This is a genomic window from Haloarchaeobius lipolyticus, from assembly GCF_051208015.1.
In the GTDB taxonomy this organism is placed as follows: Archaea; Halobacteriota; Halobacteria; order Halobacteriales; family Natrialbaceae; genus Haloarchaeobius.
Genome location: NZ_JBPKGF010000002.1, coordinates 123,012 through 139,015, shown reverse-complemented (window position 1 = coordinate 139,015; position 16,004 = coordinate 123,012). Strand labels below are relative to the sequence as shown.

15 protein-coding genes and 1 tRNA gene are annotated in these 16,004 nt (G+C 65.9%); 5 read left to right on the top strand and 11 right to left on the bottom strand.

Going from position 1 to position 16,004, the window contains the following annotated elements; genetic code table 11:
- Window positions 1–56 precede the first annotated feature (56 nt).
- From gatE to ACSC1Y_RS03715, 3 genes are all read right to left on the bottom strand, one after another.
- Window positions 57–1,925 (bottom strand): Glu-tRNA(Gln) amidotransferase subunit GatE, encoded by a 1,869-nt coding sequence (gene gatE / locus ACSC1Y_RS03725; RefSeq protein ID WP_435333342.1) that lies wholly within the window; start codon window positions 1,923–1,925, stop codon window positions 57–59.
- Window positions 1,926–2,109: 184 nt separating this feature from the next.
- Window positions 2,110–2,343 carry an HVO_2901 family zinc finger protein gene (locus tag ACSC1Y_RS03720; protein WP_435333341.1) on the bottom strand — a complete coding sequence of 78 codons (234 nt, stop codon included), beginning with the start codon at window positions 2,341–2,343 and terminating at the stop codon, window positions 2,110–2,112.
- Window positions 2,344–2,574: 231 nt separating this feature from the next.
- Complete coding sequence (locus tag ACSC1Y_RS03715; protein WP_435333340.1) at window positions 2,575–3,984, bottom strand: class II fumarate hydratase; 1,410 nt, start codon at window positions 3,982–3,984, stop codon at window positions 2,575–2,577.
- 369 nt (window positions 3,985–4,353) lie between these two features.
- Here ACSC1Y_RS03715 and ACSC1Y_RS03710 point away from each other — a divergent pair, with 369 nt between their 5' ends.
- Genes ACSC1Y_RS03710 through ACSC1Y_RS03695 form a run of 4 tightly spaced genes read left to right on the top strand, consistent with a single transcriptional unit; the run spans window position 4,354 to window position 8,674 of the window.
- On the top strand, window positions 4,354–5,580 hold the full coding sequence (locus ACSC1Y_RS03710) for an ABC transporter substrate-binding protein (RefSeq protein ID WP_435333339.1): 1,227 nt from the start codon (window positions 4,354–4,356) through the stop codon (window positions 5,578–5,580).
- Between the two features lie 26 nt (window positions 5,581–5,606).
- On the top strand, window positions 5,607–6,590 hold the full coding sequence (locus ACSC1Y_RS03705; protein WP_435333338.1) for a carbohydrate ABC transporter permease: 984 nt from the start codon (window positions 5,607–5,609) through the stop codon (window positions 6,588–6,590).
- Window positions 6,587–7,495 (top strand): carbohydrate ABC transporter permease, encoded by a 909-nt coding sequence (locus ACSC1Y_RS03700; protein ID WP_435333337.1) that lies wholly within the window; start codon window positions 6,587–6,589, stop codon window positions 7,493–7,495. The genes ACSC1Y_RS03705 and ACSC1Y_RS03700 overlap by 4 nt, the downstream gene beginning before the upstream one ends.
- A 33-nt stretch (window positions 7,496–7,528) precedes the next feature.
- A complete protein-coding gene (locus ACSC1Y_RS03695; RefSeq protein WP_435333336.1) occupies window positions 7,529–8,674 on the top strand; it encodes an ABC transporter ATP-binding protein in 1,146 nt (381 codons plus the stop codon).
- Window positions 8,675–8,747: 73 nt separating this feature from the next.
- On the opposite strand, the gene ACSC1Y_RS03690 is transcribed toward ACSC1Y_RS03695, so the two are convergent.
- The 5 genes from ACSC1Y_RS03690 to ACSC1Y_RS03670 form a co-directional block, all read right to left on the bottom strand.
- Window positions 8,748–10,427 (bottom strand): PH domain-containing protein, encoded by a 1,680-nt coding sequence (locus ACSC1Y_RS03690; protein ID WP_435333335.1) that lies wholly within the window; start codon window positions 10,425–10,427, stop codon window positions 8,748–8,750.
- The gene (locus tag ACSC1Y_RS03685) at window positions 10,424–10,888 is read right to left on the bottom strand and encodes a PH domain-containing protein (protein WP_435333334.1); all 465 of its coding nucleotides are present in this window, start codon (window positions 10,886–10,888) and stop codon (window positions 10,424–10,426) included. Before ACSC1Y_RS03685 ends, ACSC1Y_RS03690 begins: the two co-directional genes overlap by 4 nt.
- Window positions 10,889–10,991: 103 nt before the next feature.
- Window positions 10,992–11,240 carry a BolA family protein gene (locus ACSC1Y_RS03680; protein ID WP_435333333.1) on the bottom strand — a complete coding sequence of 83 codons (249 nt, stop codon included), beginning with the start codon at window positions 11,238–11,240 and terminating at the stop codon, window positions 10,992–10,994.
- Window positions 11,241–11,391: 151 nt separating this feature from the next.
- Entirely contained in the window at window positions 11,392–12,372 is a 981-nt protein-coding gene (fen, locus tag ACSC1Y_RS03675; protein WP_435333332.1) for a flap endonuclease-1, read from the bottom strand.
- Between the two features lie 108 nt (window positions 12,373–12,480).
- Complete coding sequence (locus ACSC1Y_RS03670) at window positions 12,481–13,125, bottom strand: GNAT family N-acetyltransferase (protein ID WP_435333331.1); 645 nt, start codon at window positions 13,123–13,125, stop codon at window positions 12,481–12,483.
- Between the two features lie 92 nt (window positions 13,126–13,217).
- Here ACSC1Y_RS03670 and ACSC1Y_RS03665 point away from each other — a divergent pair, with 92 nt between their 5' ends.
- Complete coding sequence (locus ACSC1Y_RS03665) at window positions 13,218–13,904, top strand: DUF2238 domain-containing protein (RefSeq protein WP_435333330.1); 687 nt, start codon at window positions 13,218–13,220, stop codon at window positions 13,902–13,904.
- Window positions 13,905–13,940: 36 nt separating this feature from the next.
- On the opposite strand, the gene ACSC1Y_RS03660 is transcribed toward ACSC1Y_RS03665, so the two are convergent.
- The 3 genes from ACSC1Y_RS03660 to ACSC1Y_RS03650 form a co-directional block, all read right to left on the bottom strand.
- Window positions 13,941–14,747, bottom strand: a complete 807-nt coding sequence (locus tag ACSC1Y_RS03660; protein ID WP_435333329.1) for a response regulator — start codon at window positions 14,745–14,747, stop codon at window positions 13,941–13,943.
- A gap of 213 nt (window positions 14,748–14,960) precedes the next feature.
- Window positions 14,961–15,031 (bottom strand) — tRNA-Gly (locus ACSC1Y_RS03655).
- Window positions 15,032–15,300: 269 nt separating this feature from the next.
- Window positions 15,301–15,951 carry a class I SAM-dependent methyltransferase gene (locus ACSC1Y_RS03650; protein WP_435333328.1) on the bottom strand — a complete coding sequence of 217 codons (651 nt, stop codon included), beginning with the start codon at window positions 15,949–15,951 and terminating at the stop codon, window positions 15,301–15,303.
- Window positions 15,952–16,004: the final 53 nt, after the last annotated feature.

The following is a 16,004-nucleotide window of genomic DNA, read 5'->3' as shown; positions in this document are numbered from 1 at the left end:
AGAACAGAAACCGGAAGACGGGGCGACGACAGCAGTTCGACTGAACCTGTCGGTTCTCAGGCGCGCTTCTGTATCTCCTCTCGGAGCACGGCACTGACGGTATCGCCACCGGCCTTGCCGCGGAGCGCGCCCATGCATTCGCCCATGAGGGCGGAGAACGCGCCCATCCCCTGTTCTTCGACCTGGTCCGCGTTCCGCTCGACGACCTCGGCGACCGCCTCGCGGACCTCGTCCTCGGAGACGCCACCGAGGCCTTCCTGTTCGACCGCCTGCTCGGCCGTCAGGGTCGGGTTCTCGGCGAGCGCGGTCAGCAGGTCGTTCAGCCCCTCGTTCGGGACGTCGCCCTCGTCGACGAGGACGATGGCGTCCCGGAGCTGCTCGTCCGTGAGGTTCTCCACGGGGACGTCGTCACGGCGGAGCTCCGTCAGCGTGGACTCGAGCGTCCCGGCGGCGAGCGTCGCGTCCACGCCGTCCGCGACGAGCGACTCGAACAGGGGCATCCGGCGACCGTAGGCGACCTGCTCTGCGAGGCCGGAGTCGAGGCCGAACTCGGACTGGTACCGCTCGACCTTCTCGGTCAGGAGTTCGGGGACCTCGACCTCGCTCGGGTCGAGGTCGACCGGCGGCACGTCCGTCTCGGGGTACATCCGGGCCGCGCCGGGAAGCGGGCGCATGTACCGGGTCGTCCCGTCCTCGTTCGCGCCGCGGGTCTCCTCCGGAATCTCGCTGATGGCGACCTCGGCGCGGTCGGCGGCGGCTTCGATGGCGTTCTCCGCGACTTCGGTGTCTGCCGCGACGATGGCGACCGCGTCGTCCTCGCCGGCGTCGACCGCCTCGCGCAGTGCGGCGACCTCGTCCTCGGTGACGCCGTAGGCCGGGAGTTCGTCGGTGTGGAAGATGCCGCCGGCGCCGTGGCGCTTGGCGTGGTCGGAGAACTCCGTACCCAGACGACGGTCGGGCTGTATCTCCCGGCCGACGAGGCCGTCGAAGCCGAACAGCGGAACGGCCGTGACCGTGCCGCCGGAATCGAGCGCACCGCGGATGACGCCGCTTTCGGTCTCTGCGAAGACGTCGGAGACGTCCTGCACCTCGCCGACGCTCGCGTTCCGCTCCTGCAGTTCGTCACGAATCTCGACGAGCTCGACCTGCCGTGCGACCTCGTTCCGGACGATGTCGTCGATGTCGTCGAGGCTCTGGACGCCCTTGACCTCGACGCGAGCTCCCTCCGCGATGGAGATGTTCACGTCCTGTCGGATGGTGCCCAGGCCACGCTTGACCTGGCCGGTCGAGCGCAGTAGCATCCCGATCTGCTCGGCGGCCTCGCGAGCCTGCTCGGGCGAGGAGATGTCCGGCTTCGTGCCGATCTCGACGAGCGGGATGCCGAGTCGGTCGAGGCTGAAGGTAACGCCGTCCTCGCGCTCCTCGACGCGCTGGCACGACTCCTCTTCGAGCATCAGGTCCGCGATGCCGACGGGACCGTCGCTCGTCTCTATCTCTCCTTCGGTGCCGATCTGCATCGACCGCTGGAAGCCCGAGGTGTTGGAGCCGTCGACGACGATCTTCCGCATGACGTGGGCGGTGTCGACGGGCGTCGTGTCGAGCAGCTGTGCGACTTCCATCGCGACCTCGAGCGCCTCACTGTCGACGCGGTGGGGCGGTTCCTCGTCCTCCTCGACGAGACAGGTCGAATCGTAGGCGAGGTACTCGAACTCGCGTTCGACCTGACTCTCTTCGAGTGCGGCGTCGTCTATCTCACCGAGCTCGGACTTCGTCGGGTGGAGGTAGCGCGTGAACGTCCGGACGGACTCCTCGGGTTCTCGGAGCCGGGTCGGACAGCGACAGAACAGTTTGTGTGCCGTGTCCAGCTGCTGGTGTATCTCCAGCCCGGCGACCAGTCCCAGGTCCTCGTAGTCGTGGTCGGTCATTGCGCAAGGCTCCGAGTCGGAGGGGTAAAAAACCGTCCAGTCCGTCGCAGCCGTCGGTCACCCTGTCGTCAGTGGAGAGAGCGTGGCCACGGACGAAGGCCACCGGCTCTGTCGCGTGCTGGACGCGTCGGCCCCCTGTCCGGCGGGCGGACGCGTCAGAAGGTGGGTCAGGTTCTCGCCGTCGTCAGTGCGTCGCCATCCGGATATCTTCGATCTGAATAATGTCCTCCCCCAGTCCCTCTCCGTCGCAGTCGTCGTTCGGGCATCGATAATGCCAGCCGTCTCGTGTGCTTACACCCTCCGAGAACCGGTCGCCACATTTTTCACAGAAAAGCTGCCCTTTCTCGCACGAGTCGTGGTGAAGTTCGAGGGCGAGCTCTGTGCTGAACGACTGGTTGCAGTTGCGACAGGTGTGCATACTAGTAACGAGGACGCCATCCCCCATAACAGCAGTGGATTGTTCGCCCCTACGCCCTCTAACGGTCACTTTCGGTAAGTTCGCGCCGTCTCCCGGTTACCTCACTTCCGCTCGGCCGATTACCCGGTAATAAAAGTTGTCCTTGATATCCTCTCGCGCGCCACGGAGTGCCGGTGAGGCCCCGGTAACGGGCCTTTCGCGTCGACCGGAGTCGTGCTGGTCCGGGACCTGTCAGTCGTCCTGTCCGAGGATGCCGCGGTGGGTCATCGCCTCGGGGTCGATTATCTCGTCGGCCTCCTCCTCGGTGAGGTAGCCCTTCTCGACGACGACCTGTCGGACCGTCTTGCCCTCCTTGAGCGCGGTCTTCGCTGCCTCGCTGGCCTTGTCGTAGCCGATGTGCGGGTTAAGCGCCGTGGCGAGGGCCATCGACTGTTCGACCTGCTCCTCGCAGTGCTCGGCGTTGGCCTCGAGCTTCGCGACGAACTTGTGGGCGAACACCTCGCTCGCATTGGAGAGGATCTCCGCGGACTGGAGGAAGTTGTACGCGCAGACCGGCTTGTACAGGTTGAGGTCGAGCTGCCCCTCTGCGGCACCGGCGGCGACGGCGGCATCGTTGCCGACGACCTGCTTGTGGGCCTGATTGACCGCCTCGGCGACGACCGGGTTGATCTTGCCGGGCATAATAGACGAGCCGGGCTGGTTCTCGGGCTGTTCGAGCTCACCGAGGCCGTTGCGCGGGCCGGAGGCGAGCAGGCGCAGGTCGTTCGCGATCTTGTTCAGGCTGCCGGCGACGGTTCGGAGCGCACCGTGAGCTTCGCCCATCGCGTCGTGTGCGGCCTGTGCCTCGAAGTGGTCGTCGGCCTCGCGGAACTGGACGCCGGTCTCCTTCGTGATGTACTCGGCAGCGCGGCCGGGGAACTCGGGGTGCGTGTTGAGCCCCGTTCCGACGGCGGTGCCGCCGAGGGCGAGCTCCGCGAGGTGCTCGCGAACGTTGTCGACGCGCACGAGGCCCTTCTCGAGCTGGGTCGCGTAGCCGCCGAACTCCTGTCCGAGCCGGACCGGCGTCGCGTCCTGCAGGTGCGTGCGGCCGGTCTTGACGATGCCGTCGAACTCCTCGGCCTTCTCCTCCAGGGCCATCCGGAGCGTATCGAGGGCGGGCGTGACGTCCTTCTCGACGGCTTCGAGGGCGGCGACGTGCATCGCGGTCGGGATGACGTCGTTGCTCGACTGCCCGAAGTTGACGTGGTCGTTCGGGTGGATCTCGCGGCTCCCGATGTCGCCGCCGTAGAGCTCCGTGGCGCGGTTGGCGATGACCTCGTTCGCGTTCATGTTCGAGGAGGTACCGGAGCCCGTCTGGAGGACGTCGACCGGGAACTGGCCGTCGTGCTCGCCGGCGATGACCTCGTCGGCGGCCTCGATGATGCACTCGGCCTTGTCCTCGGGAATCATCTCGAGGTCGCGGTTGGCCTGTGCGGCGGCCTTCTTCACGACGCCGAGGGCGCGGATGAACCGGCGCCCGAACGTCAGACCGGAGATGGGGAAGTTCTCGACCGCGCGCTGGGTCTGGGCGCCCCAGTAGGCGTCGGCCGGTACCTGCATCTCGCCGAGGCTGTCTCGCTCGGTTCGGAAGTCGTCGGACATACCCGGAACGACGAGTTGGCGGGGGGTAAAACCCACCGAATCGCGGTCGATGAACGCTGGTCGTGCTGACAGACGGAATCGTGTTCGATTCCCTTATTGCTCGTAACTGCAGAGTGTCCAGTATCGGTAGACGATGGCCGTCCGCCCACGTTATCACGGCACACGGCTAGCAGAAATCCTCCACTACAGCCGTTGTACCTCCATAAATTCACTCGTTAATGAATTAATTTGGGGAACTATTAAGTGAGGTCCACTGTAACGTCCGAACATGTCTCACTTCGTGGGACACGTGGTGGCATGACAGGTCACGATTCCAACTCTGACGTTTCGCGGCGTAGTATGTTGAAAACAGCTGGTGCTGTCGGTGCGGTGTCTCTGTCGGCAGGTTGCCTCAGTGGCTTCACCGGTGGCAGTGGTGACTCCGGGACGCTCGAGGTGCTGCACGGCTGGAGCGGCGGCGACGGACAGGCCGCGTTCGACGCGATGCTCGAGGGCTTCAAGGAGGCCCACGGCGACGTCGACATCGACGCGCAGGCCATCGGCGGCAGCGGGAACACGACCCTGGACCAGCGAGTCAACACCCGTCTGGGCAACGACAACCCGCCGGGTTCGTGGGCCGACTGGCCGGGGAAGAATCTGCTCCAGTTCACCGACGAGGACCTCCTCGGCTCCATCGGTGAGGACGTCTGGGGCAAGAACGACATGAAGAACGCCTACCTCGAGGGGCCGAAACAGGCGGCGAAACCCGACGGCGAATTCGTCGCGGTCCCCATCAACATCCACCGGATGAACAACCTGTTCTACAACAAATCGGTGGTCGAGAAGGCGGGCGTCGACCCCTCGAGCATCACCGACGCGTCGTCGCTCGTCGACGCCCTGCAGAAGGTCGACGAGAACACGGACGCCGTCGGGATGGCGCAGGGCGGCAAGAAGCCGTGGCCGACGCTGCAGCTCTGGGCGACCGTCCTGCTCGCACAGCAGGGCCCTGAAGGATACAAGAAGTTCACCGAGGGTAAGCTCGGTCAGGAACCCATCGCGAAGGCGTTCAAGACGATAGTCGACTACAGCGAGTACTACTCCAGCGACGTCTCGACCATCGGCTTCAAAGAGGCCGCCAACATGGTCATCGACGGCGAGGCCGCCTTCATCCACCAGGGAGACTGGGTCGCCGGTCTGTTCGCCGGGAGTGACTTCAAGTACGGCGACGACTGGGACTACGTCCCGTTCCCGGGGACGAAGGGTCACTACGCGCTCAACATGGACAGCTTCGTCTACCCGAAGGGCTCTGCGGCCCCCGAGGCTGCGAAGACCTGGCTCACCTACTGTGGGACCAAGGACGCCCAGATCCGCTTCAACAAGGAGAAGGGCTCCATCCCGCCACGAAGCGACGTCTCGCCGGACGAGTTCCCCGAGTTCCAGGCGACCCAGATGAAGGACTTCAAGAACTCGAAGTCCCAGCCGGCGTCGGTCGCCCACGGCCTCGCGGTCCGCCCCGAGGTCCTCTCGAAGCTCAAGACCGCCATCAGCAACAACTTCTCGGAGTACTCCGACGACGCCGCGACCGCGACCGCCAAGGCGTTCACCAACGCCTTCTAGGCCGGTCACATCCGTTTCGATACATCATGAAATCGATACTTAGAACCGTTCGCTCGGCCGTTCCCGGGCTCTCGGCGGACGACGAGCCACAGCTCAGGGCGGACGGCGGGACCGCAACAGAGGGCCGGTCGCTGCCGGTCAGCCGTGAGTTCATCGGCTCGCTTCCGTTCTGGCTCCCGCCGTTCCTCGTCGTCGGTCTGTTCGTCTACGGCGCCATCGCCTGGAACGCGCTCATCTCGTTGACGGACCTTCGAGCGTTCAACGACCCGAACTACGGCAACCTCGACCTCGAGATGTACACGCGGGCGTTCGGCGACCCGCTGTTCGTCGCAGCGCTCAGAAACACGTTCGTCCTGCTTATCGCGTTCACGGCGGTCTGTCTGGTCGTCGGGCTGGTGCTCGCCATCCTGCTCGACCAGCACGTCCGCTTCGAGAACACGTTCCGGACCATCTACCTGCTCCCGATGAGCCTCTCGTTCGTCGTCACGGCCCAGTTCTGGCTGTGGATGTACAACTTCGAGAACGGGATGGTCAACATGATAACGTCGACGCTCGGGCTGGGGAAGTACCACTGGATCTCCAACTCGAAGCTCGTACTCGGCGCCGTCGTGTTCGCGCTCATCTGGCAGTTCAGCGGCTACGCGATGGTCGTCTACCTGGCGGGCCTGCGTGCGATTCCGAACGAGCACTTCGAGGCCGCCCGCGTCGACGGCGCCTCGACGCTGAAGATGTACTGGCGCGTCATCATCCCGCAGCTGAAGGGAGCGACCATCAGCGCGACGGTCGTGCTGATGGTGTTCGCCCTGAAGGCGTTCGACTTCATCTTCTCGCTCAACGGCTCGTACTACCCGCCGAAGGGCGTGGACATCCTGTCGACGATGATGGTCCGACAGGCGTTCGCCCAGAACAACCGGGCCTACGCGGCAGCCATCGGCATCATGCTGTTCCTGCTCGCGCTGGCCATCGTCGCACCGTACCTGGTCTACCAGTACCGCAGAGGTGAGCTATGAGTTCAGAGACCGCATCCGACTCGTGGAACGTCTCCGAGCGCATCGAAGACGTCGGCCTGCAGCGAATCGGGCTGTACGCCGTCCTCGGCGCTATCGTGGCGTTCTACCTCGCGCCCATCGAGACGGGCCTGGTGACCTCGGTGAAGTCGAAGCCACTGAGCAGTCCGCCGTTCCTGCCGCCCGGTCCGGCCGGGTTCACGCTCTCTGAGTGGAGCCAGGCGTTCGCCCAGCTCCAGAGCGGCCTCGTGAACAGTATCCTGCTGACGGTGCCGGCGACCATCCTGTCCGCCTTCGTCGGGAGCATGGCCGCGTACGGGCTCACGAACGTCGACTGGAAGGGCAAGACGCCGATAATCGCGCTGCTCATCGCGGGCATCTTCATCCCCTACCAGGCGGTGCTCATCCCGCTGTCGAAGTTCTGGGCGTCCATCGTCCCGCTTCGAACCTGGCTGGCACCGTTCTGGCTCCTGCCGGGACTCACGGAGGCCCACGGCGACCTGCTCGCACTCATCATCTCGCACGTCGCCTACGGGATACCCATCTGCTTCCTCCTGTTCCGGACCTACTACAAGGACCTCTCCGGCGAGATGATAGAGGCAGCACGGCTCGACGGCGCGAGCACCGCACGCATCTACCGGCGCGTCGTGCTCCCGCTCTCGGTCCCGATGTTCGCAGTCACGCTCATCTACCAGTTCACCCAGATCTGGAACGACCTCCTGTTCGCGCTCATCGTCATCGGCCCGAGCGAGACCGCTCCGGTGACCGTCCCGCTCGCCACGCTCGGAAACAGCCTGTCGGACATCGGGTTCGGCATCCGCATGGCCGGGGCGTTCATCGCCGCCGGACCGACCATCCTGGTCTACATCTTCTTCGGCGACAAGTTCGCCGAGGGGGTCGCATCGTGAGCCAACAGCACACCACCGTACGAATCAACAACAATGGCTGAACTACACATCGACGACGTATCGAAGGTCTTCGACGACGGTGGCGACGATATCGTCGCCGTCGACGAGGTGAACGTAGACATCGACGACGGCGAGTTCCTCGTCCTCGTCGGCCCCTCGGGCTGCGGGAAGTCGACCACCCTGCGCATGATCGCGGGACTGGAGACGGTCACCAGCGGTGAGATACGGCTGGACGAGCGCGTCCTGAACGACACCGCGCCCGCCAACCGCGACATCGCGATGGTGTTCCAGTCCTACGCCCTCTACCCGCACATGACCGTCGCGGAGAACATGAGCTTCGGGCTGGAGGAGTCGACCGACATGGCCGACGACGCCATCCAGCAGAAGGTCAGCTCCACGGCGGAGATGATGGGCATCGGCGACCTGCTCGACAGAAAGCCGGGCGAACTCTCCGGTGGCCAGCAACAGCGCGTCGCCCTCGGCCGCGCCATCGTCCGCGACCCCGAGGTCTTCCTGATGGACGAGCCGCTGTCGAACCTCGACGCGAAGCTCCGCGCCAAGATGCGCACCGAACTCCAGCGCATCCAGGAGGACCTCGGCGTCACCACCGTCTACGTCACCCACGACCAGACGGAGGCGATGACGATGGGCGACCGCATCGCCATCCTCGACGACGGTATCCTCCAGCAGGTCGGCACCCCGCTGGAGTGCTACCACGAGCCGAACAACGAGTTCGTCGCGGACTTCATCGGCGAGCCCTCGATGAACTTCTTCGACTGCCAACTCCAGGGGGACGAGCTCCGCGCCGACGAGTTCACCTACCCCATCTCGCAGGTGACCCGCGAGGAACTGGGGGACGTGACGAACCTCCGCCTCGGCATCCGACCCGAGGACATCGAGATCCGTACCGACGCGACCGGTCCGCACGACTTCGAGACGGTCGTCGACGTGGTCGAGCCGACCGGCGACGAGAACAACCTCTACCTCACGTTCGACGAGAGCGGCGGAGACGCCGAGACGTTCGTCGTCACCATCGGCGGGATGCAGCGTGCCGAGGCCGGCCAGCCGGTCGTCGCACACATCCCCGAGGAGGCCATCCACCTGTTCGACGCCGACTCCGGCCGGGCACTCAAGAACCGCTCGCTGGAGAACGTCGAGGCGCTCGGCACCCCGGTCTGAACGCGGCTCTGTCGGTCTCTTTCTGGAGACGGTCGTCTCGGACAGCGGGAGTGAATCGCAGAAACGCCGAAAATCACCCGTGCAGATGCGCCTGTAGTCGCTCTCTGAGCGCCATCTGTAGCTCGTCCACGGTCGCCGCGTCGAGGTCGTAGGCGGTGGGGGCACGCCCGGTCAGCGTCGCTGAACTCGCCGTGTCGGCGACGAGGGTCGCGAGCGAGAGCCGACGTTGGAACACCGTCGCTTCGCTGACGACCGTCTGCAGCCGGTAGTAGGGGACGACCTCGGTCCGTCGCTGCCAGAAGCCGGTCCGGACGAGGACGTGGTCCTCTCCGAGGTGGTAGCCCCGGTTGGCCCACTTCAGGTGGGCGGCGACCGGCACGACGAGATAGAGGACCGCGGGGAGGTACCAGAACGTGAAGCCGGGTATCGCCATCGCGGCCGTAACCCACAGGGCGAAGACGGCGGTGACGACGAGGGCGTATCTGACGCCGTACCGGCGACGGGCTCGCTTCGGGGGCCGCTCGAACGACAGGTCCGTCACGTCGGCGTCGACCAGTTCGGTCGCCAGTTCGAGGACACGCGCTCGCCGGGCGATGGGGACGGCCGACTGGTTGCCACCGTTCCCGCGTCCCGCGTAGCCCGCGGTCTCGACCTGCAGTGCGGCGTAGCTGAGCGGGCGCATCAGCCACGTCTCGGTCAGCGTTACCGTCTGTATCTTGTCCGTCGGAATCGACCCCGAGTACCGCTGGAACAGGCCCCGTTCGTAGACGAGGTCGTCACCACGGCGGGCGAGTTCGAACCCGTAGTACTCCTGCACCGAGACGGCCGCACCGACGAGGTAGGATGCGAGTACGGCCAGCGGGGCGCTGATGGCGGTGAGAACGAGCGCCTGGTCCGGGGTCATCGCCGTCAGGTCGGCCGACGTCGGGCCGCCGAACGGCCTGGCGAGCCGGAGTAGCAGGCTGACCGTGAACTCCTCCGCGAACGGGATGGCGAAGACGACGAACACGATGGACCCGAGGCGGAACCTGGCCGCGGCGAGGACCAGCAGGTCGACCGGCGAGAGCGAGAAGAGCGTGGACTCCGCCGGTTCGCGTTCGCGCGCCGGCTCTGTCGTCGAGGGAGCCGGTCGGTCGGGGGTCGCACCGTTCTCGGCGGGCGGTTCGCGCGGCCCCTGGTCCGTTCCGCTCTCCGCTGTCACCGGACCTTCGGGTGCCACACCCTCCGTCGGCGTGGCGGCTTCCGCACCGGTCTCCTCCCGAGACGGCTCGTCGGCAGTTCTGGAGCCGCCCTCCCGCCTCTCGCGAATCTCCGCTTGCAACCGTTCCGCCTCACCTTCTGAGACGACGGAGAGGACCGCCTCGGTTCCGCCTCCGCCGGCGGTCTCGATGCGAACGACGGCGACGGCGAACAGCTGGTGGAGGACGTTCTGCTGGACGTCGACGTTCTGGATGCGCCGGATGGGTATCTCGCGTTCGGTCCGTCTGATGACCCCCGAGGCGACGTCGAGCGTGTTCTCGGTCAGCTCGTACCCGAACCGGGTGTAGGACAGGTAGCCGAACAGGGCACCGACGAGGAAGCCCAGCGGAACCAGCGCGATGGCCGAGACGATTCCCGCGTTCCCCAGGTCCATCTTCAGCACGTCCGAGAGGACGGTCGACCCGAACAGCGCGAAGAACAGCGGAATCGACGCGCCGTTGACGCCGTATCTGACGACACGGGAGACCGCCGAGAGCGGATGGAGCCGATTCATACGGCGTCCTCCGGCTCGGCGGCGACCGCCAGTTCGCGGAGTTCGTTGCGGAGTCGACGGGCTCGCTCGGGCGTGAGCCCCGGAACCGTCACGTCGGCGCCGCGCGAGCCCGCCGTGTAGACGACGACCCGCGAGAGCCCGAGCGCCCGGTCGAGCGGTGCCTGCTGGGTGTCGACGTGCTGGACTCGGACGTAGGGGACCGCGGTCTCGACCCGGGTGACGACGCCGCGCTCGAGGTAGAGGGCGTCCTCTTGCAGTTCGAAGCGCCAGTCGCGGTAGAGCGCGAAGGCGTGCCACGTTCCGAGTCCGAGCACCAGGGCGAACACGCCCGCGGCCAGCGGGAGCCGAACTGCCACGTCGCCCGCCATCCCGAGCAGGAATACCGCGAGTGCGAGCACGGACCCACCGACGGCGGTTCGAAGTATCCACTGGATGCGGACGCGGTCGTGCAGGGTCTCCATACCCGAGCCGTGGCTCTCTCGAGTCATAAAGGCGGAGGACCTGTCGACGGGAATAGAGGTGCTGGGCTGTCTTCTAGTTCTCTACGGCTCGTCGTCTGGCCGTCTACAATTCGTCGTACTCCTCGGGCGTGTACGTCTTCAGCTCGAGGGCGTGGATGTCGCGGGTCATGTGGTCGCCGAGTGCGTCGTAGACGAGCTGGTGCTGCTGGACGAGCGGGAGGCCGTCGAACGCTGGTGAGACGACGGTCGCTCGGAGGTGGTCGTCGTCGTGCTTGCCGCGGGCGCGCTCGACGGTGGCTTCGCAGTGTTCGATACCGTCCTCGATGAGCGCGGCGACGTCTTCCGGGTTCATGCCCGGGAGTGAGTCGGGCGGGGGGAAAAACGGTCGGGTTCGGAACGGGATGCGACTCCAGACGGCCTACGAGATCTGGATCGACTACGAATCGTCCCGCCGGACTACGAACGCGGATTCGTCCGAGCGACGGTCGCAGCGTCGCCGCGATTCACGACCACTGGTCGAGCCCGGTCTGGACGAGCTGGCTCTCTATCCGCTCGAAGCCGCGCGACACCTCGTCGGGGTCGACCTCCCACTCCTCGACGACGAACTCGCGGGCGGCGTCGACGTCGGGTGAGAGGGTCGTCTCGAACTCGTACTCGTCTGTGACGTTCGGGTCCCTGAACAGCGTCCGGACGAGGTCGGCGTTCTCGACGTAGACGTCCTCCTCCTCGAAGACGGTCCAGATGTCGCCGTGCTCTCTGACCTTCTTCAGGGCGGTCTTCGGCCCGTACCCGTGGACGCCCTCGTTGAAGTCGGTGCCACAGAGGATGGCGATGTCGATGAGCTGTTCGAGCGTCACGTCGAGGTCGGCGAGCGTCTCCGAGAGGGACATCAGCTCCGGGTCGCCCTTGCTCGTCAGCTGGCGGAGGGTCTGGGGTGCGCCGAACAGGAGCGCGTCGTAGTCCTCGGTGCCGACCCAGTCGGCGTCGCCCCGCTTGGCGATGTGGGCACACTGTGCTTCGCCCTCGGCAGGTGCTTCGACCACGGGGATATCGAGCAGCCGCAGGAGCTCTCGGCTGGTCTGCTGGATGACCGGGGTCAGTCGCTGCGTCGCCGAATCGAGCCGGGCGACCTCCTTCGTGTCACCCTTCTCGCGCGCCTTCTCCAGCTGTTCCTCGCGCTTCTCGCGCGCTTCGCGTCGGTCGGCTATCTCGGCCTCCTTCAGCTCCGAGGGACCGCCGTCGAACACCATCACGGGGACGAGGTCGTTCTCGAAGAACTTCGGAAGCCCCTGAACGATACCGACGAGGTTCGCCACCTCGTCGCCGTCCTCGGTCGTGTACTTGTGGTCGCTGGTCCAGCGGACCGTCGTCGTCAGGTACCGGTAGAGCCAGTTGTGTGCGTCGACAGCGACGACGCCACCACCCAGTTCGTCGAACGGGACCTCCTCGATGTGCGCGAGGTCCCGGAGGTCTGCATTACCCATTGGCGGCCGTACGGGGTGGGGTGTATCAACTCTGGTGGTGTCGGTCGATGGAACGGCCGCGTGCTCCGCGTCAGGCCGGGGGCCGGCGGTCAGGTCGGTAGACGGCGGTCAGGTCGGCGGGCCACGGTCGTGCTTCTCGGCGACGAACTCTCGTTCCGCCTGCGAGAGGTCGTGGTCCGACTCCCGGTACGCGAGCAGACCGTCCCGGTAGCGTTCGGGGTCGCTAGCGGCCGGGGGCGGGCACGCCAGCACCAGTTCGGCGAGGCCGGTCTGCTCGCCCGTGTAGCCGAATCCGGCGCGGTACAGCGCCTCGTAGGAATAGGGGTTGTTGACCGCTATCTGTATCCGGCCGTAGCCACGTCCTCGAGCACGGTCGACGACGAACTCGACGAGGCGGGGACCGAGTCCCTCGCCGCGGTGGTCGTCGCGGACCGTCACGTAGCGCAACCACAGGGTGTCCGAGTCGGTGCGGTCCTCGTTGAAGGCCACTGCAGCGAGGACCGTGTCGTCGTACTTCTCGGGCTCTGGGAGCGTCTGGTCTCCGTCCGTCAGCGACCGGTCGTCGTCGTTCATCGGCGGGTCGCCGTCTTCGGTGGGCTGCTCGGCTTCGGGTGGCTCGCCACGCAGCACCGCCTTCCCCGTGCTCGTCATGACGAACTTCCCGGCGTAGGGGAACCGCCGGTAGTCGAGACGGAGCCGTGGCCCGTCGGGGGGCCAGCCGAGCAGCTCGGGTCGGGGAGACGGGACGGTCACGGCCGAAGTCACGGGCGGCCGATACAACGGTCTTTCGCCGTGACTCTCCGCCCACTGCACCCGTTATCCGTGACCAATGCCTCTCTCAGGACATGGCCGTCGGGAAGCCGCGTGTAGAGGTAGAGCCCTCGCTCTCCCGACGCTCGGCGACCGTCGTCCGGCTTGGCGTCGCCGTCACGTTGGCTCTGTTCGCGCTGTCACCTTCGATTCCGCACCGGTACCTGCACTACGCACTCCTCGTGTTCATCCACCCGTGGCTCTTCCGACGAGCACTCGGACTCCGACTCGAACCGATCCACGTCGTCTGGGTCAGCCTCGGCGTGTTCCTCCATCCGCTCGGCGGCGCGTTCGGCTTCTACGATTCGGTCTGGTGGTGGGACCACCTCACGCACGTGGCGGCGGCTTCGCTCGTCGCCGCGCTCGCCTACGTCCTCGCGAGTGCGTACGTCCGGACGGAATCGACGGCAGCGGTTCCGGCGTGGACCGTGCCGGTCGCCGTCCTGACGGTCTCGCTCGCGGCCGGCCTCTGCTGGGAGGGCATCGAACTCGCACACCCCGAACTCGTCGTCTACGGCGAGACCGATACCGCACTGGACGCCGTATTCAACGTCGTCGGTGCGGCCCTGACGCTCTGGCTGGGGCCGCGGGTGCTGGACACGCTGGTCGACCAGCTGGTGCCGGGTGGCCCGTCGGCGGACGTCTGCGGAGAGGATTCCGGCGACACCGGTCTCCAACCGGAACTCCCGGAGGAATCGGACCCGACGCAGTACTCCGACTGAATGACCGCGCTCTCCGACGCGGTTCTCCGACGCCGCTCACTCCGAGAGCTGCTCGGTCCCGTCCTCGTCGTAGACGTGTCCGTCGACGACGATGGGTTCGTTTCCGACGGCGTCTCGGGGCTCTCCGACGGTGCAGATCATCGTCCGGTCGTGAGCGAACGCGAGCTGGTGGTTCAACAGGACGATACTGTCGTCCTTGCGGAGCTGTCTGGTCTGGCCCGTCCAGTAGCCGTCCTCCGGAATCGACTCGACGATACCCTGCATGTGTTCGATGTCGACGTCGTCCTCGTACAGTAGCGACCAGTGTCGACCCAGTAGCTCGTCGGTATCGTACCCGAAACACCTGGCGTAGGCTTCGTTGACGAACATGAACTCACCGTCTTCGTTCAGGAGGCTGACACCCTGACTCACCGATTCGATGGCCGCGAGGAACTGGTTGCTCCGACGCTCCGCCTGATGTTTCTCGACGAGGTTTCGGATACGGTTTGCGAGGAGAGCGTACTGTTCCGAGCCGCCCGCTTTCTGGATGTAGTCCGACACGCCAGCCGAGATCGCTTCACTCGCGACCTCCTCCGACCCTTTTCCGGTGAAGAGGATGAACGGGACGTCGACGCCTCGTTCTTGCACCGCCTGCAGCAGCTCGAGCCCGTTCATCTCCGGCATGTCGTAATCGCTCACGATACAGTCGGCCGGCTGCTGGGCGAGGTGCGCCAGGGCTTCGGCTGGCGACGTCGCGGCTTCCACAGCGATGTTCTCGTCCAGCCGCTCCAGAAACGCGCCGACGAGTTTGACGAATGCCGGGTCGTCGTCGACGTGAAGCACCGTGACTACCGAGTTACGCATCCCTGTATCCCCGCATCTTACGTCGGCCAGGCCGTGCTGGGGGTTAACGGTTGTTGCCAGATGTTGCTTTTGTGAACTCTTGCGGTCGTCGCCTGTCACACGAAAGGGAACCGTGAGACGTGACCACGAAACGAACGCGCGGCGAGGATGAAGTCAGGACGACTGCGGCGGCTCTACAGGGAGGGCTGCTGGAACAGAGCTACGAAAGAGGGATGCACCGGCCGGGAGTCGAACCCGGATTATTGGCTTGGAAGGCCAAAGTCTTGCCATTAGACCACCGGTGCGCCTGGTTTCGGGGCCGGCCCGGCCTCGGGACCGTCGGCGCATCGCGACTGCATCTGCTGATTCGACCCGAGGTACACAAAACACTTCGGAATTCCTTCGACCACCTCTCGGAATCGAGCGGTTGCTCTCGAGTTGTAGTCGACAGGGCGACGCGGGGTGCATCGCCGAGGACGTCGCGTCGAGCCGTGCGCGAGGGCCCGACGGGACACGCGATTCCCACACCAACGGGTGTGCGCACCTGAGGTTTGGCGGTCGTGCCTTATGGGCTTTACTGTTCAGCGACAGTCACGGATGCGTAACAGTTCCCCGAGGAGATGCGGTTCTCGACGACGCTGAGGTCACTCGCGTCGAGGTCGGCCGCGAACTCGTCTGGAGAGTAGATGTGATAGAACCGTGGAACCGTCACCCCGCCGGGAAGCGTCCAGTCGACCTCGGTGTCGAAGGCCTCATCTCGGTCGAAACTGTCGTGTGCGGTCGACCACGCCGAGACGAGGGCACGTCCGCCAGGGGCGAGGACCCGGGCGAGTTCGTCGAGGCTGGCCCGGCGGGCGTCCCGCGTCGGCAGGTGGTGCAGGGTCGCCACGTAGACCACGATGTCGAAGCTGTCGTCGCCGAAGGGGAGCATCGAGGCGTCGCTCTGGACGAGGGCGACAGAGAAACCGCGCTCGTCGGCTCGCCTCCGCGCCGTTTCGAGCAGCCCCCGAGAGATGTCCGCGCCGACGACCCGGGCACAACGGGAGGTGAGCAGCTCGGCGTGTCGACAGTTGCCACAGCCGAGATCGAGTCCGCGAGCGTCGGCTGGAATCGCGGCGTCCTCGACGAACGACTCGACCTCCGGCCAGGCGTACTCGCGGGTCTTGGCGAAGTGCGCCGCGATGCGGTCGTAGGTGTCGCGTATGGTCGTCGGCGAACGGTCCATGCTCGCACGCTGGACCCGCGCCGGGGTAAGCGGTTCGTCTCCGGGGCGACAGG

Excerpts from the sequence above, each read along its gene's own strand:
- gatE (WP_435333342.1), bottom strand. The coding sequence starts at position 1,925 with ATGACCGACCACGACTACGAGGACCTGGGACTGGTCGCCGGGCTGGAG.
- ACSC1Y_RS03720 (WP_435333341.1), bottom strand. The coding sequence starts at position 2,343 with ATGCACACCTGTCGCAACTGCAACCAGTCGTTCAGCACAGAGCTCGCC.
- ACSC1Y_RS03715 (WP_435333340.1), bottom strand. The coding sequence starts at position 3,984 with ATGTCCGACGACTTCCGAACCGAGCGAGACAGCCTCGGCGAGATGCAG.
- ACSC1Y_RS03705 (WP_435333338.1), top strand. The coding sequence starts at position 5,607 with ATGAAATCGATACTTAGAACCGTTCGCTCGGCCGTTCCCGGGCTCTCG.
- ACSC1Y_RS03700 (WP_435333337.1), top strand. The coding sequence starts at position 6,587 with ATGAGTTCAGAGACCGCATCCGACTCGTGGAACGTCTCCGAGCGCATC.
- ACSC1Y_RS03695 (WP_435333336.1), top strand. The coding sequence starts at position 7,529 with ATGGCTGAACTACACATCGACGACGTATCGAAGGTCTTCGACGACGGT.
- ACSC1Y_RS03690 (WP_435333335.1), bottom strand. The coding sequence starts at position 10,427 with ATGAATCGGCTCCATCCGCTCTCGGCGGTCTCCCGTGTCGTCAGATAC.
- ACSC1Y_RS03685 (WP_435333334.1), bottom strand. The coding sequence starts at position 10,888 with ATGGAGACCCTGCACGACCGCGTCCGCATCCAGTGGATACTTCGAACC.
- ACSC1Y_RS03680 (WP_435333333.1), bottom strand. The coding sequence starts at position 11,240 with ATGAACCCGGAAGACGTCGCCGCGCTCATCGAGGACGGTATCGAACAC.
- fen (WP_435333332.1), bottom strand. The coding sequence starts at position 12,372 with ATGGGTAATGCAGACCTCCGGGACCTCGCGCACATCGAGGAGGTCCCG.
- ACSC1Y_RS03665 (WP_435333330.1), top strand. The coding sequence starts at position 13,218 with ATGGCCGTCGGGAAGCCGCGTGTAGAGGTAGAGCCCTCGCTCTCCCGA.
- ACSC1Y_RS03660 (WP_435333329.1), bottom strand. The coding sequence starts at position 14,747 with ATGCGTAACTCGGTAGTCACGGTGCTTCACGTCGACGACGACCCGGCA.
- ACSC1Y_RS03650 (WP_435333328.1), bottom strand. The coding sequence starts at position 15,951 with ATGGACCGTTCGCCGACGACCATACGCGACACCTACGACCGCATCGCG.